This is a genomic window from Methanobrevibacter sp. (genome assembly GCF_045577275.1).
Taxonomy (GTDB): domain Archaea; phylum Methanobacteriota; class Methanobacteria; order Methanobacteriales; family Methanobacteriaceae; genus Methanobrevibacter.
Genome location: NZ_JAZNIB010000273.1, coordinates 1 through 15,717, shown reverse-complemented (window position 1 = coordinate 15,717; position 15,717 = coordinate 1). Strand labels below are relative to the sequence as shown.

The 15,717-nt window shown below is 34.2% G+C and carries 8 protein-coding genes; all 8 read right to left on the bottom strand.

Features of this window, described 5'->3' with window-relative positions; all coding sequences use genetic code 11:
- Positions 1-60: 60 nt before the first annotated feature.
- Complete coding sequence (locus tag ACKI67_RS08100) at positions 61-2,103, bottom strand: CDP-glycerol glycerophosphotransferase family protein (protein ID WP_407462995.1); 2,043 nt, start codon at positions 2,101-2,103, stop codon at positions 61-63.
- Positions 2,104-2,182: 79 nt separating this feature from the next.
- The gene (locus ACKI67_RS08095; protein ID WP_407462994.1) at positions 2,183-4,066 is read right to left on the bottom strand and encodes a glycosyltransferase family 2 protein; all 1,884 of its coding nucleotides are present in this window, start codon (positions 4,064-4,066) and stop codon (positions 2,183-2,185) included.
- Complete coding sequence (locus ACKI67_RS08090) at positions 4,063-6,066, bottom strand: CDP-glycerol glycerophosphotransferase family protein (protein ID WP_407462993.1); 2,004 nt, start codon at positions 6,064-6,066, stop codon at positions 4,063-4,065. The genes ACKI67_RS08095 and ACKI67_RS08090 overlap by 4 nt, the downstream gene beginning before the upstream one ends.
- A 36-nt stretch (positions 6,067-6,102) precedes the next feature.
- The gene (locus ACKI67_RS08085; protein ID WP_407462992.1) at positions 6,103-7,359 is read right to left on the bottom strand and encodes a UbiD family decarboxylase; all 1,257 of its coding nucleotides are present in this window, start codon (positions 7,357-7,359) and stop codon (positions 6,103-6,105) included.
- An 84-nt stretch (positions 7,360-7,443) separates the two neighbouring features.
- The gene (locus tag ACKI67_RS08080; RefSeq protein WP_407462991.1) at positions 7,444-9,657 is read right to left on the bottom strand and encodes a glycosyltransferase family 2 protein; all 2,214 of its coding nucleotides are present in this window, start codon (positions 9,655-9,657) and stop codon (positions 7,444-7,446) included.
- Between the two features lie 86 nt (positions 9,658-9,743).
- On the bottom strand, positions 9,744-10,748 hold the full coding sequence (gene purE, locus ACKI67_RS08075; protein ID WP_407462990.1) for a 5-(carboxyamino)imidazole ribonucleotide mutase: 1,005 nt from the start codon (positions 10,746-10,748) through the stop codon (positions 9,744-9,746).
- A gap of 108 nt (positions 10,749-10,856) precedes the next feature.
- A complete protein-coding gene (locus tag ACKI67_RS08070; RefSeq protein WP_407462989.1) occupies positions 10,857-12,692 on the bottom strand; it encodes a glycosyltransferase in 1,836 nt (611 codons plus the stop codon).
- A 76-nt stretch (positions 12,693-12,768) separates the two neighbouring features.
- Complete coding sequence (locus tag ACKI67_RS08065) at positions 12,769-15,555, bottom strand: CDP-glycerol glycerophosphotransferase family protein (RefSeq protein ID WP_407462988.1); 2,787 nt, start codon at positions 15,553-15,555, stop codon at positions 12,769-12,771.
- Between the last annotated feature and the right edge of the window lie 162 nt (positions 15,556-15,717).

Genomic DNA, 15,717 nt, shown 5'->3' with positions numbered 1-15,717 from the left:
GCTTTATCTTCTTTTTGAAACTCATTTTTACTCCTCAGTTCAATTCCCTTAATTAATATCTTATAATTTTCCAAAGACTTCCTCAACAATTCTTTCTGATGCATCACCATGTCCTTGATCACAATATGTATTGTAGAACTCTTCATATGACTTAGAATATTCCTCTTCAACCTTATCTATATCATTCAGGCAATCAATCAATTCATCATTGTCAATCACTTTAGGTCCTGGCAGGTTTTCAAGAATCTCCTCATAAACTCCTCTGGAGCTGATGTAATCCTCTAAATCAGGCATAAAGAATAAAATTGGCCTTTTGCTGTGTGCATAATCGAAGAATACAGATGAATAATCGGTTATCAAAATGTCAGAGAGTATGAACAATTCATGAATGTCATCATGATTGGAAAGGTCAATCACGAAATCCTTCATCTCATCATCAATCTTCAATTCCTTTGAAACCACATAATGGGTTTTTATGATTAAAAAATACTTATCTTTTAATTGATTGTAGAGTTTATTTAAATCCAATTCTAAGTCAAAGATACGATTTCCTTCTTCATCAAACTTATTATCTCTAAAGGTTGGTGCATAAAGTATAATTTTTTTATCAGTATCTATATCAAACTTATTCTTTAGTTCATTTATCTTCATTTCATTGTCTTGATAGAAGATGTCGTTTGCAGGATAACCCATTTCCAAGACCTTGTTTTTATAGTTAAAGGCCCTTTTAAAGGTTTCTGTAGAGAAACGGTTTGCTGATATCAGATAGTTCCAGGTTTTTACCTCATTGTTGAAATGGTTCCAGCTCACTCCTGGATTTTCAACGTCAATATCAGATCCCAATCTTTTAAGTGGGGTTCCGTGCCATGTCTGCAGATGGACCACCTTTTTCCTTTTGTCAATTATGTTCAGGAATGTTGCATTGTTTATCTTGTATTTGGCAGAGGCCAGATATTTGTAATAGTCCTCCTCTTCATCATTTACGATGATTGGATTTCCTGGTATTATATCTTGCGCCTCATTTGAATCCAGATTTTCATCTTTGAATGACCAAACGAATTTAAATTTGCTGTCATATCCCAATTCAAGCATTTTTTCATACAGGTATTTTGGATTGTTGTTGTACTTTCCATGGAAGCTTTCAAAGAATACCAAATCGTCATCAATGTCTAGATTCTCTTTAAAGTATTGGTACCTATCAAGATTCTTGGCTTTCATAATCTGTTTTTCATATCTTTCTTCAGAGAGTATCTGGAATTTCAAGTTGCGGCTTTTTGTGGAATACAATAGGAGACATATGCCCTTATCCTCAGCAAGAAAATCATTGATTTTCAATGATTGGAGATTATAGTCAGCTTCTTTTTCAAATCTTGCTATTTTGTTGGTGCGAAGATTGTCACGGTCAATTTCTTCATCGTTCTTCTTCAATATCGCAGTCAAGGTCCATGCACTGTTTATTTCCATTCCCTTTAATTTTTCAGCCATTTCATCTGAATCGAAATCAAAGGAGAAGTCATAGTATTCTCCATTTTCTTTCCATTCACACGGAATATGGAGTTCACCGCCCTTATTTGATTCTGCAAACATTTCCATTTCATCAAATTCGCAGTCATCCAAGACTTTTATCTTTCCACTCAATCTTAAGTGGTGGGCTGTTTCTTCAACTGATTCGAGATAGGTTTTCATCACTCCATCCCTTTTGATGAATGAAATTTTCTTATTGACTGTTGGGTAGGATTCCAATATGCATCTGTTTTTATTGTCCAAAAGAGATTTGTCTTCATGTTGCTTTATGAATTTAGGCCTAATCTGTATGGTCTTTTTCCCAAGCTTGAACTTTAGGAAAGGATCGATGACTCCAGATTTCAATTTGCTTACATCGTCTCCACTTAATTTGACTGATTTGGATATTTCCTTGCTTATTTCCTTTTTGCTTGCCCTATGCTTCAACACAAGATATTTTTTCAAAAATGGAATGCTTTTGGAATTTCCATTTTTTATCAAATTGAAAATCAGTGAGTTTTCACTTTCTTCAAGTTCCATGTCATACATCTTGTCAAGCTCTTCAGCACTAATGTATGATTTAAAAATCTTTTCTAACATCCTACACCTCTCAATAAAAAAATCAATGAATAATTAAAAATAATATTGGATTGTTTTTTGGTTTTATGTTGTTTCTTGTTTATTTGGTTTTGATTCTAATGTCCTTTTTGGTTTTATATACTTCAATATCCTTTCCGTCACCCTTCAATGAAATCTTTTTGAATTTCTTGACAAAGGCAGGATTCAATTTTTTCCTATCCCTCATCATTCCCTTGTCGTTAAAGCTTACCATATAGAAACTGTAAGTTGATCCCTTATCCAGGAAGAATTTCCATTTGAGTTCAAATGCAGTCTTTTCTTCATTCAATTTCATGTATGTCCTTTCACTTGTGAATTCATTAACAAGATATATTTTTGGAATTCTCAACAGTTCCTTTCCTTTTGGAACCAACAATCTAAGCATTTCTCCATCACAATCAATTTCAAATTCATTGTTTAGCTTTTCAGCAGTGACTACAAGATTGTTTGTTGTGGTGTAGACAAGCTTAATATTTTTATTTCCATTGTCTATTTTCTCAATTGTGCCTTTTTTAACTCTAAAGTCATTTGCAACCCTATCTTCATGCTTTGACTTGATGAATACATCATAGAGTTCATACATGGCTAAATCCTCTATAGGAACCTCTGCCTTGTATAGATTTTCCCCATCTTCAATCTTTTCAAATCCATAGTAAAGGATATTGTCTTCAAAGACCTCGTAAGGGCTGGTTTTACCTTTTAAAACGATATATCCTTCTTCCAATGGGAAATATTTTGGAATTTGAATATTGTTGAATATTATCTTTTCATCAGTTGATATGATTTCTCCGATATTGACGAATTGGCTTTTGAGGAAATGCAATTCGAAGAGTTCATCAGGGATATTCACGCTTTCATCCCTGAACAATGGAAGCTTCCAATAGGTCTTTCCATTTTCATTTACAACTTTATTCTCTTCACTTAGCTTCAATTCCAAGAGTCTTTTCAATTCATCTCTCTTCTGGTTCTTTATCAAATAAAGGTAAATGCTGTCAATATCCTCTGAATTGTTTTCGTATATGTTTTCCACATTTTTGCTTGCCCTTTCAAAGAAATTGTTTACCCTATTGAAGATAATGTCTTCAAACTCCTTATCATTCAGCATTCCGTATATTGGCAGAAGTATCCTTCTTAATATGATTTTGATGTAGTCAGGATAATGGTCTATGATATCCTCCAGATTCATATCATAGGAATCCAATCTGTTGATGTAATTCTCTATCTTTTCCCTTTTCATGCTTAAGGAAGTTTCGTGTCTTCTCCATAGGTAAACGCAATCAGGAATTATTGAAATTTTCTTTGCATGTATGTATGCGGTGTGAGAGAATAGCCTGTCAGCATAAATCATCCCAATAGGTAATCTGATATTGTGTTTCATCAGCATTTCCCTTCTCATGATCTTATTCCAGTAAAATGCGTCATGGAACAAAAGAGGGAATTCGTTTATGTCGTTTATGACCTTTTCCTCTTCCCATCCTGTCTTGTCATTGTAGTTCATTTCCTGCTGAACGTTTCCAACTATGAAATTGGCCTTGCCGACTGAAATGTCTGCATCATTTTCCTTTGCCTTGGTGTAGAGCTTTTCATATGCATCTAAAGGAATTATGTCATCATTGTCTACAAGAATAACATACTCACCCTTTGCAAGTTCGATTCCCAGATTTGCATTTGTAGCCAATCCTTCATTGATTTCCTTATCGATTACCCTTACATTGTCGTAATCCCTTTCGAATTCCCTGCAGACACTTAAGCTGTCATCGGTACTTACATCGTTGATCAGCAAAATCTCCAATCCATCCAATGTCTGATTCACTAAAGACTCTAAACATTTTCTTAAGTATGGCAGGCCATTATAAACAAGTACAACTGCAGTAAGCTTATATTCAAAATTCTCTTCACTCATTTTCCCATCCTCTGCAGTTGGCTTATCATATTCGTCACTCATTTTCCCACATCCTTAAAGATAATGTCTATTACATCTTTAGCGCTGTTTCCATGGCCTAAATTACAATATTCATCATAAAATGCTTCATATTTGCCTTTGTATTCTTCACTTGCATCGTCAATGTTCCTTATTGCATCAATCAATTCCTGGCTGTCATATATTTCAGGGCCTGGAAGATTTTCCTCAACTTGGGAGTATAATCCTCTAAATCCTAAATATTTCTCCTTATCAGGAACAAAGAAGAGTATAGGCTTTTTGCTATGGGCATAATCGAAGAATGCACTGGAATAATCAGTAATGAGAGCATCGCTGATTAAATATAAATCTGTGATTTCATCATAATCGGATAGATCCATCACAAATTCTCTCATTCCATCTTCAATCTCCAAATCCTTTAAAAGAAGAGGATGCAATCTTGCAATAAGAACATACTCGTCGGATAGATTTTCATGCAATGCCTTCAAATCTAACAGCAATTTGTAATTTCTTTCCTTTTCATCTTTTAGTTCAACATCTCTAAAGCTTGGAGCATAAAGGATGATTTTTTTATCTTTTGGAATATTAAGGTCCTTTTTGATTTCTTCTATCTTTTTGGCATTGTTCTGATAGAAAATATCGTTTGCAGGATAACCTTTGTTGATTATTTTCCCATCATAGTCGAATGCACTTTTAAAAACTTCCTTAGAGAAATCATTGGCTGTCAACAGGTAATTCAATTTTCCAGGGCCTATGTTTATTCTATCCTTTCTGATTTTTTTGCTGTTGGTTTTTACATCAGTTCCCATGCATTTATAAGGTGTTCCATATGTGGATTGAAGATGAACTATGTATTCATCATCCTTCAAGTTTGGGAAATTGATGTTTGTTATCCAGTACTCGCAGTCCTTCAATAGCTTCTTGAAGTTTCTAGAGTCTCTATCTGTGATGATTGGATTTCCAGGAATGTCCAAGTCGCCACTATAAGACCAAATGAAATCAAAATATTTGTCATATCCCAATTCCAATAGCTTTTCATATATGTATCTGGATTGGCCAGCATAGAATTTTCCATCGAAGCTTTCAAAGAAAACCAATTTTTTGTTTTCCAAGGTGGAAAAATGTTCCAAGAGTCTTTTCTCGTTTTTCATCATTCTATTGATGTCTCTTTTGTTTAGGATTTCAAAGATTAGATTGGAGTCTGAAGCTATGCAAAGCATAGAGCAATATTCATTCTCATCCAGACCCTTTGCTTCCTCTTCAGGAATGGTTTCTTCTGATGCCTTGAAGTTTTCTATGTAATCTAAATATTTATCATCGATTCCATTGATTGTTATGTTTTTAGCCTTTATTCTGGCATTGTCTATGACGATGTCATCCTTCTTCAATCGAATGCGAGGGTAATGTCTGTTTCCAATATCCTCTTCTTCAATTTCAAAGTCGATGTTTGCATCAAATTTGATTGTTTTTCCATCCTTTTCCCAATTGCATGGAATGTATCTCCACTGACTAGTCAATGCAACCAATATTTCAACGGAATTGAAATCAATATCATATGCTTCAATTTCACCCTTGAGCAATATTTGATTGTTTTCCTTTTTAAATTCAGTTGCCGTTGCTACAAATTCAGCAGGCTTATATATGAAAGAAAGATTAAAGTATTTGCTTTGAAGAGATTCCAATATACGATGATTCTTTTTATCAAATATCATTTTGTTGCTGTTTTGAAATACGAATTTAATCCTTTGAATGAATATCTTGTTCATCACCAATACCTTTACAAAGACATTGAATCTTCCGTATTCATCAAGTTCATTCAATTCATCAAGACTAATCACAGCTTTTGAAGATTTTATTTCCTTTGAAATTCTTTTTCCAGTTTTCTTATGCTTGAAAATTAAGTAGCTTGTTGAAAACGGGACTCCCTTTTTCAAATGGAAAATGAAATTATCTCCATCCTCTTCTATATTGAAATACATTTTATGGGTCAGTCTTTTGATTTGGAACAATACTTTATCTTTCAAAATATCACCAACTAGTCAGATTATAATGTATCAGACTTATTCACTTAAGCTAACTCTTTCGAATTTTTCTGGGGTTAAAATGGATTTTGTAGCATCAACACCTACTTTGGTAGTTGTTCCATCTATTTCAGAAGCCTTAGGATCCAATGAAGATCCTCTTGCCTTAGGTACAATGATGATGTCATCATCACCTTTCACCCTTGTAGCTATAGCATATTCAATGTCCTGTGGGTCGAATATGTCCACATCCTCATCAACCACTACGACATGCTTTAAGGATGGGTGTGCAGCAAGTGCAGCCATAATGATGTTCTTTCCGTCTCCTTCAGTTTGCTTTTTGATGGAAACTGCAGCATGCAACCAGCAGCAGCCCCCTTCAGTGAGCACAACATTCTGTACTGTTGGGACGGTGTTCTTTACAGCATTGAAGATTCTTGGTTCCTGTGGCATTCCTTGAAGCAACTTGTGTTCGAATCCTGCAGGCAATATTGCATGGTACATCGGATTTTCCTTTTTGATGTACATTTTGCTTAACTTTATTACAGGCTCTTCCCTTACGTAATCATAAGTGTCTGTCAAGTCAACGAATGGACCTTCAGGAGCGGTTTCATCTATCAATATCTTACCTTCAAAGATGATATCCGCTTCAGGAACCTTTATTCCATTTTTACATGTAACTAATTCCAATTCACCATTTTTGAATCTGTTTGCAACTTCCATTTCATCAACGTCAATTGGTATTGAAGTGGTACATGCAAGAAGGATGGATGGTTCCATTCCAATAGCTATTGAAATGTCCAAGTCCTTGCCCATTTCCTTTGCCTTTTGGAAGTAGGTGTATAGGTTTCTTGGTACGATACGGATAGCTAATTTATTCTTTTCAAGAACTAGCATTCTGTGAATTGAAGCGTTCTGAACTCCAGTGACAGGGTCCTTTGCAAATACCACTCCTGCAGTGATGTATGCTCCACCGTCACGTTTATAGTGGGTTAGGATAGGGATTTTACCTAAATCCACTCTTTTGCTGTTGTATTCATCCTTCAAATCAATGAATTTGGTGACAGGAGTTGGGTTGTTCATCCCATCTATAATCTTATAAAGCATTTCATCAACCTGACATCCAAGGGAATCAGCTATCTTTTCTCTTGTATTGCATATTCCGGATACCACTGGAATGTCATGGCCCTTGATGTTCTTTAGGATTACTGTATCCTTAGGGTATTTTCTTAAAACCTTAGCAACCTCATACATAGGGTCCAATTCATCTTCAATTTGAATAATGTTCTTTACCATAATAATCACGATTTCCTTTTTTTTTTATTGCTTATCAATATAATTTCATTTAGTATGATTTTTTAATTGTTTAGTGCCCATAACCTATTTTTTTAGGTGGTCCACGATTTTGATCACTTTTCTATTCTTATAATCATTTATCAGTTCTTTTTGCTTTTCGCTTTGTTCATTCAGCTTTTTATTTGCCTTATTCAGTTGTTTATTTTCTTCTGTAAGATTCTTTTTCACCGTTTTCAATGTTTTGTTTTCTTTTTTAAGTTTTCTGTTCTTTTTCTTGAGTTCTCTGTCAGTTCTGATTATTTTAAGATTTTCTTCCTTCATTTCATGCATTTCTGCAATATAATCAATGAGGAACATTTCAAGCACAATTTTCTTTCTCAAGTTTCTTATTTGGGTCTTATGTGTTGAAGTGTAGAAATAATAGTTTTTGGATAAGCTGATATGGTCAATGAATTCAGCGGTTCCAATTTCCCATTTCTTGATTACTGCATCAAACAATTCCTTAAATGGTATGGCAGCTATAAATGTGTGTTCATATTCCACAACATCTCCATTGATTCGGATTTCATCAGATTCCTCACCTTCATTTGATCCATCTTCAATAGAATCATTATAGAATTCATTGATTATCTCATCAAGACTTAGGTATTGGATTGGGAAATGCCTTTCATTGAAACACACCAGATTTTGAATTTTCAAGTTCTCCACTTTTTCTTGAGAGCTGCCTATAAGCATGAATTTTGCATCATCTTCAATGATGTCATGAATTCTGACATTGTTGTTGTTTTTGTATCTGACATCAATATACAATTCCTTTCGAGTTCCAATTCCTATATCCACGTCATAATCCTCAAAGACATAAGTTGCTCTTCTATTGTTATTCAAAAATGTTTCTTTGGATATGGATTCGCTTTCATATTTGATCTTTATTCGGGAGTGCTTGAGATTTTTGATTATCTTCAATGGTACTGCCACTCTTTGATACCTTTCTATCGAGTAATCAGGTTCAACTGTTTCATCTTCAGCGAGTTCTCCATTCACTTCATCCTCTACAATATCCTCATTGATTATTTGATACTCGTTGCCTTCACCATCAACAACTGCTGCAGTGATTGTGAAATCGTCTCCATCAACAAATGGCAGGTATGAGGAAAAGTCTATCAAAATCTCTTCATCATTTGAATTGATGTCTCCCCTTCGAGCTTGAAGCTCTTCCATTTGGCCGTCTCTTTCTAAATTGACGTATTGTTGGTAGTCTTCTCCAGCCAATTCAAAGAGATTAGGATTCTTCTTCAAGTCATTTTCCAAATATGAGAATGATAGAAGTCCATCGTAGTCATCATTTTCAACCATTCTATAGATTATTTGCTTATAGGAATTGAGGTTTTCCTTGATGTCTTCCGGAACATCATTTAAGATTTTTCTCACTTCAGACAGTTTCTCGTCATGATATTCTTCAGGGTATTCCTTGATTCTTTTGATGTAATCCTTCAAGTCATGGTTTAGCCATTTGTCATATTCCGCATTGAGGATTTCCTCTTCTACATTGTTTTCCTTAAGGAATTCCCTTATCAGTCCAATCACTCTGAGCCTATCGTTAAAGCTTTTTATTCTTCCTTTTTGCTGTGTAACTGAATCTTTGCTCTGTCTCAATCTCCAATAGTAATAAATGTTAGGGTTGACAGCTATTTCATTGGCCAAGCAATGGAGTTTGATTGTAAACACCAGGTCCTGACTTACTATGTTCTCATTTGGGAATCTGATGTTTTTCTCCATCAGGAATTCTTTTTTAATCAGCTTATTCCATACTCCAGTATCCCAAACGAAATTTGTGTTTTCCCTGATGTTAGTGGATTCTATCACTTCATCAAGGTTTTCGAAAGTGGTTTTATAAAGGATACTTTCCCAAATGTGCCAATTTCCAAATCTTGAACTGTTTCCAACTACAAAATCTGCATTTGGTGAGGATTTTGCAAATTCATACATCATTTCATAAAAATCAGGCTTAATATAGTCATCAGGGTCACAGAAATGAATATACTCTCCCTTAGCCTTTTCCAATCCATAATTTCTTGCTATTCCACTTCCTTCGTTTTCCTTATGATAGGCATGGAAGTTGTCATAATCCAATGCGTACCGCTCTATGGTATATCTGGAATCGTCACAGCTGCCGTCATCCACCATAATGACTTCTATGTCATCTATCATGGATTGATTCAATATGGAATCCAAACACTCTTCAAGATAAGGTTCCACATTGTAGATTGGCAGTATGACAGATATTTTAGGCATATTCATTTTATCCCTTTTTGTTTATTATCGTTTTTCCATTAATTTAATCAAAGTCGGATTTTATTGTTTCTATAATTTGTTTTTTAAGCATTCTATAAGTCTGCATTCTTGTATTTGATCCATTTCAAGTTCTTTTCAATTTCCGCATCGGATATTGCAAGGATTTCGCCTGCAACTATTGCAGCATTTCTACCATTGTCTATTCCAACGGTTCCAACAGGGACTCCTGGAGGCATATTTGCCATTGTGAGCAATGCATCTTGACCATCCAGTTTTTTGGAGCATGGAACTCCAATCACAGGCTTTTCAGTAAGTGCAACAACGGATCCTGCAACAAGTGCAGAGAGACCACTGATTGCAATGAACAATTTTGCATTATTTCTTTTGCTCATATAGCTTTCAAAGTCCTTTGCATGTCTTATTGGAGAAATGTAATCCAATTTATATTCTATCTGCATTCTTTCAAGTAAAATAGCTACGTTTTTAGCTATTTCCACATCGGAGTAGCTTCCTGCAAGTATCATAACATCTGGAGTGTCTTCTAATTCCTCAAACTCTATCTTTTCATATTGCTCATCAGCCAAAAAGTCTTTTTGGAAGCATTCGCCATCAAGGCTTTCGATAAGTTCCTTCTCTCCAGCTTCCACCTTTTCCTGATATTCAAGACGTAAATCGGATATCCTTTGTGCAACCTCATCATCATAGCTTGCGATTATTTCACCTGCAAGTATTGCAGCATTGTCCCCTCTGTTGATTCCCACTGTTGTCACTGCTGTAGGAAATGGCATCTGTACACATGCATACAATGCATCAAGTCCCCCTACTGCACCGTCAACAGGAACTCCAATCACAGGTCTGTGGGTGTATGCAGCTATTGCACCAGGCAAATGTGCTGCAAGTCCTGCAATTCCTATGAAGACTTCCACACCTAATTTAGTGGCATCAATAACAAGTCTCTTTACCTTGTCATGGGTCCTATGTGCAGAGGCCACTTTCAAACTGTATGGAATTTGAAGCTTTTCCAATATTTTTATTGATTTAAGTGCTATTTCCTTATCGGAAGCACTTCCTAATATAATCATAACTTTTGGAACCATTTTAGATCTCCTAACCTTTAATTTTTAAATCATTGAAATAATCATAAATCATTTTTTTTTAATTTTCTCTTTTTGAATTCCTTCAATTCATCCTATATCATATTTTATTCATTCACATTCCCATCTTATATACAAATAATCATTCTCATCCTTAAAGAGTCTGATCTTTCCACCTTCATAATCGACTTCCTGATCTTCATAATTTACAAATGACTTGGATTTCAATAGGTATTTCTCTTTATTTATCCTGACAAACATTCTGTATGTTGTATTCTTTTCCAAGGAATATTTCCATTTCATTTCAAGCTCATTGGTAAACTTGTCTGTATTTTCAATACTCAATCTTTTGAAATAAACATCATAGGAGTCCTTTCCATATCCGAAACCTAACTTATAGTTTATTTCTTCTATATTTGGAATGATCTTGAATCGATTTTCATCCATATCCAGATTTAAGAGGGAATCCACATTGGTATTGACAATTGATAGGTTTTCATTTGATGTCAAGACTATTCTTGCCTTATCCTCTTCAAAAAACAGATTCTCGTCCATCTCATCAACAAAATTGTTCAATCCCAATCTGAATATTTCACGTTTTCCATCATAGACAACTTCAAGGTAAATGTCATAGAAGTTTATATTGACTAAGTTCTCCAGTGGAAGTTCAATGTCATATCTATTTCCTTCATGCATATTCAAATCAAATATGTAGCTATTGTCATCCTTTGAACCGTATTTTCTGGTCAATCCGTTGAATCTGATTCTGGCCTCATCTATTTTCAATGTCGGAGGTATGGACATTTTAATGTAAAATGCATCATTTTTTAAGCCGATATCCTGGATGTTTATAAAGTTTTGATGAAGGTTCCTTATCTCAAAAACCTCATCCGGTATGCCGATAACAGGATTCCTGAAATATTTCAAATTCCAATAGCTTTTGCCATTGTATACGAAAAAGTCCTTGACTCCTTCATAATTCTTCAACACATCCTCTAAAATGCTTATCTCATCATTTATAATCAAATAAGTGTATAAAACATATTTCATGTTGACAAACTTATTATCTATCACATCATCGATATCAAGGAGTATTTTTTTCAAGTCTTCCAGATATGCCTCCTTAAAAATTGGATTATCTAAGATTCCCTTTATTGGGTATATGAACCTTTCAAGATACAATTTAATGACTTGATTGTACAGTTCTGGCTCATCCTTGAAGTATTCCTTCAAGACATAGTAGTTATCCAGCCTGTCTTCAGTATTCTTCAGGTTAGTCAAACTTTTTGTGATTGATTCATTGACAGACCTATGTCTCCAATAGTAAACGAAATCTTCAATATAAGTGATTTTTTCTGCATTTAGAAATGCCTTGAATACCATTGGAGCATCAGCATAAAGTTTGCCTGGGATCATGTAAATGTCATTTTTCTCTACAAACTCTCTTCTATAGATTTTATCCCAATAGAATACATCATAGAATATCTCTATGTCCTTGTGAATGTCAACTGTTCTTTCCTTATCCCACATATCCTGTCTGGTACCAAGCTGTGTCTGATAGGGTGCAACATATTTGAACGGCTTTCCACTTACAATATCTGAATCGGTTTCTTTAGCCTTGTTATACAATTTTTCGTAAGCGTCTTCAACTACAACATCATCTGAATCCATTATGGTAACATATTCTCCTTTAGCCATTTTAAGACCATTATTCCCTGCAGTAGCTCCTCCAGTATTTTTTTGGTCTATGATTTTGATGTTATCATATTTTTTGGCATAACGTTTCAGGATATTTAGGCTGTTGTCCTTACTTTCGTCATTAACACAAATTATCTCCATATCATCAAGTGTCTGATTTACGAGAGAGTCCAAGCACTCTTCAAGAAATTCTTCTGTATTGTAGACCAATACAACGACGGATAATTTGTATTCATATTCAGATGACATATTTTTTCTCCTTTCAAATTACAATCAACATTAACAATCAACATTAATAATTAAACAATAAACATTAAACAATAAATCAATCCTGCTCTTCTAATCCATCTTCAAGTTCAAAAACCCTTTTGATGATTTCTTCACTGGAATGGCCATTGCATAGTGAACAGAATTTTTCATAGAACTTATCATATCTTTCCTTATATTCCTCTTCAACAGCATCTATATTTTCAATGCATTCAATCAGATAATCGTTATCCTTGATTAGAGGCCCTGGCATATCTGTTTCCATATTAAGATACAGTCCTCTTACCTCACTTACATAATGTTCCAAATCAGGCACAAAGAAGAGTATAGGCCTTCTGGAGTGAGCATAATCAAAGAACACTGATGAATAATCGGTTATTAGGATGTCTGATATTATGTATAATTCCTGAATATCATCATAGCCAGATAAATCAATAGCGAAATCCTTCATCTTCTCATCAATACTGAAATTTTCTGATACCAAATGATGCATCTTCAACAATATAATATGGGTATCACCAAACTTCTTATATAGTCTTTCCAAATCTATTTCAAGATTGAAATAATGATCCCAAGCGTCATTCTGCTCATCATCTTTCCATGTAGGAGCATATAAAATGATTTTCTTGTCTTTAGGAATATCCAATCTATCCTTAATTTCACGTATCACCTTATCATTTTTTCTAAAGAAGATATCGTTTATAGGATAACCCATCTCCAAGACTTCCTCATCAAACTTGAATGCTCTCCTAAATATTTCAGTGGAATATTCATTGGATGAAATGAGATAATCCCAATTCCTTGATTCATTATAAAAGTTTTCTCTACCTTCAACTTCAGGTCCTGGAATGGTAATGTCAAAACCTAATTTCTTTAAAGGTGTACCATGCCAGGTTTGCAGATAGACATTTCCTTTCCTTTTGTAATGAATTGGGAAGATAATATTGTTTACCCAGTATTTGGATTGTGCAAGATATTTATAATAATCCCCAGCCTCATAACGCTTCACAATAATAGGATTTCCAGGGATAATGTCCTTATCTTCTCCATTGTATGCCCAAACAAAGGTATATTTCTCATCCAATCCCATTTTAAGCATGGATTCATAGATATATTTTGGATTGCCAGCATAGGACTTTCCAAAGAAACTTTCAAAGAAAACCATATTTTCATTGATCTTTTCTTTTGATGCCTCTTTGTATATTGTTCTTCCACCAGAGATTACAAGTGATTTTTCAAATGACTGTTCTGTTGTAATCCATAGGCCGAGGGAATGTTTTCCTGCGGTGGCATAATAGGAGTATAAGCAATCCCCATTAGGAATATTAATCAAGTACCTTTCCTCATCATTAAAGAAATTTTTCAGATTGGTCAAATCAATCAAGTTCTCGTAGAACACATCTCCATCATATAGTCTTAGATAGAAGTCAATTCTCAAATTCAAAAGATCCAAGTCTCCAAAATCGAAGTCATCTATGAATCCTTCAAACTCATTGCCTTTAAGGTCTAGGAGGAATTCATTCTCTTCATTGCCGAACCTGTTTTTACCAACGATTGTGGCTTTGCTTACTTCACCGATATCGTCATTCAAAGGGGTGTAGCTTCCTTTTATGAACGCCTTACCTTCAATCTCTTCCAATCTGGTTATGTCCATATCCAAGTTCTTTTCTTTCAATCTTAAGGACAATCTTCCATAAAGTGTTGGGTATATGGTCAATACCCTTTTATTTTCCTTTAAGGTAAATTTCAGTGTTTTGAGTTTTGGGTTGAATCTGATTCTTTTTTTGGCACTGCCTGAATCGTTTGCTGCTTTAAAATAAAAATCAAAGAGACCTGTATCAGCTATTTCCAGCAATTCACTTAGTGGAACAATCACTTTATCTTCTGATATTTCCTTTTCAAGTCTTTGTCCACTCCGCCTATTTTTTATTTCAACAAGGAAATCAGGGAAATGTGAATCTTCATCATCATAGACTTCCAAATCGTTGAGGAATTCTCCATTTATGATCAAATTGCCATCTTCAACCTTAAAATCAGTAATTATATAATCATAATCGAATCTGAATGATAGGTTTTTGTATAATGTGGAGTAAAACAATAAAGGATATCTTTCATCATTTAAGGATATGTTTTCATCGGATTTGAAAGGAAACTTCAATCTCCTTTCAGTGACTTCACCGTTGAATTTGTATATTAAAAACAGGTCATATTTTCCATAATCCACAGCTTCCAAAAATTCATCCAAGTCTATTTCAATGTTTTCAGATTCTATCTTCTTGCAATATTCCTTCTTATTGCTTCTGTTTATGATTTTCAAATAAAATTCAAGATTCACATTTGGGTTATTGACGTGCATATCAAGATTCAATAATCCATTCATGGTGAGTTTTCCATCTTTCAATTCAATGGATTCTATAATTGAATCATAGGAAAATATTCTTTTAAATCTTAAGGATAAATTGTTTTTAATTGTGGAATAGCTTGTAATTGCTTTCCTTTTATTTTCAAAAACTGCACTGAAAAATTTATTTTTCTCACGGAATTTGACTCTCATTTTATTTTCGCTGTCAAATCTCACATAAACATCAAAAACACTTCTATCAAACTCAAACAAATCTTTCAATGGGATAATAGCACTTTTGCCTTCGATTGGATATTCTAAAATGGTCTCACTGAGTCTGTGCTTGAGTTCCAATGAGGAATCTTTTAGAGATTGCCTTGTTAGAAGGTTAACTATGATATTATCTCCTTTTTCTGATAGATTACAGAATATGCCGTTCATCTCTTTGAACTTTCTTGAAACGGCCCTGTTGAGATAATATCTCATTTTTCTTGAATTAGTCATATTATGCCCCAAATTTGAAATTTGTTTAATTTAAAGTAAAATAAACTCTTTAGCTATTGCTTAAATCAGCAAAAGATTACACTTAATTTTAAAGTTCTTTAGCTATTGATTAAATCTGCCAAAAAGTACTCTTAATATTATATAAAGTATTTATATGTTATT